Here is a 1,205-nt window from a genome sequence, read left to right on the forward strand (position 1 = left end):
AGTGGTCTTTTTGTGGTTTCATAAGTGACTGTAATTAAATGATTAATTTTTAGTCAACCTATTTCAGGAAAGTTCATGTTTTTAATTGTGGGCAACGGCTTCGGCTATGAGTAGTTGCGTGGTTTAACACTTAACTTTGCAAGTACACACCAAACTGAAAATCCGCGAGGATTTTCAGAAGTAGGCGAGAACAAGCAATTACTTATAGCCATTGTTGTAGCACGTTTTTATTTTTGTTATCCAATTATTTTTGTTTTCAACAATATCACTCGGCAATTCATTAATTTCGTTCTGTTCAATTTTCTCTAAACAAGCCGATAATATTGTTTTAGTTCCACTAATTTGTAGAATTTCATTTTGGTCTGGTTTTCCAAATTCCAATGTTATAAACGACGACCAAATTCCAACACGATATTGATATTCGATTATGAATTCAGCGAAACTTTGAAGTCCAATATCTCGTATTATTTCTTTTCCAAGTTCAATAATTGCTTTGTACTCATCAGAGTCAGATTTACTAAAGTCAAAAGGATGAACTCCTAATGAATAAAGATTTTTACATCCGAATAGAAAATCAGTCGTTTTGGTGGCCATCTACAATTGTAATTTTATCTACAGTTCCATCATAAAGATTGAAAACAATATATGGTCCGTTTTCAATTTTTATTGTCAACGAATCTTTGTCAATTCCATTTTGCGCTTTCCAATTCAGTTGCAAGTGATTGACAAAGCTGATTATTTTATGAATTTTACTTTTAGATTTGATTTTAAAATTTTCAAAAAGAGAAATATCATATTTTTTATATTCTAAATTGGGAAACTCAAATGGCTTTTCAATCAGTTTAAATTCTATTGCCATTTCATTAATTATGTCATCAGTAAATCCATAGCGATATTCTCCGTAATGTATATAACCGTAATTTTTTTCTCCGCTAACATTTGTAGGCTTTCCCAAAATCGAATATAATTCTTCGATTTTCATTCCCATTTTTACTCCATTCAGAGTTTTTCCTCCTTTTAAAAATTCAATCATATTTCATTATGCGATTTTTTTCTCAAATGTGCTACAACGTCTTGGCTATGATTTCGGACTGGGAAGTTATACGCTAACCAGTCAGCCAAAGATATATTTTTAAAATTAATATTTTACATAGAAAAAGCGCTTAGCCCAGTTTGAAATATAGCCATTGTTACTTTTTGTGGTT

At 30.8% G+C, this 1,205-nt stretch carries 2 protein-coding genes; both read right to left on the bottom strand.

All coding sequences use genetic code 11. The annotated features are described in order from the left end of the window. Positions 1-198 precede the first annotated feature (198 nt). Positions 199-594, bottom strand: a complete 396-nt coding sequence (locus Q0945_RS15900) for a hypothetical protein (protein ID WP_299436617.1) — start codon at positions 592-594, stop codon at positions 199-201. Beyond that, positions 575-1,033, bottom strand: a complete 459-nt coding sequence (locus Q0945_RS15905) for a hypothetical protein (protein ID WP_299436620.1) — start codon at positions 1,031-1,033, stop codon at positions 575-577. The genes Q0945_RS15900 and Q0945_RS15905 overlap by 20 nt, the downstream gene beginning before the upstream one ends. Between the last annotated feature and the right edge of the window lie 172 nt (positions 1,034-1,205).

It is taken from the genome of uncultured Maribacter sp. (assembly GCF_947500405.1).
Classification (GTDB): domain Bacteria; phylum Bacteroidota; class Bacteroidia; order Flavobacteriales; family Flavobacteriaceae; genus Maribacter_B.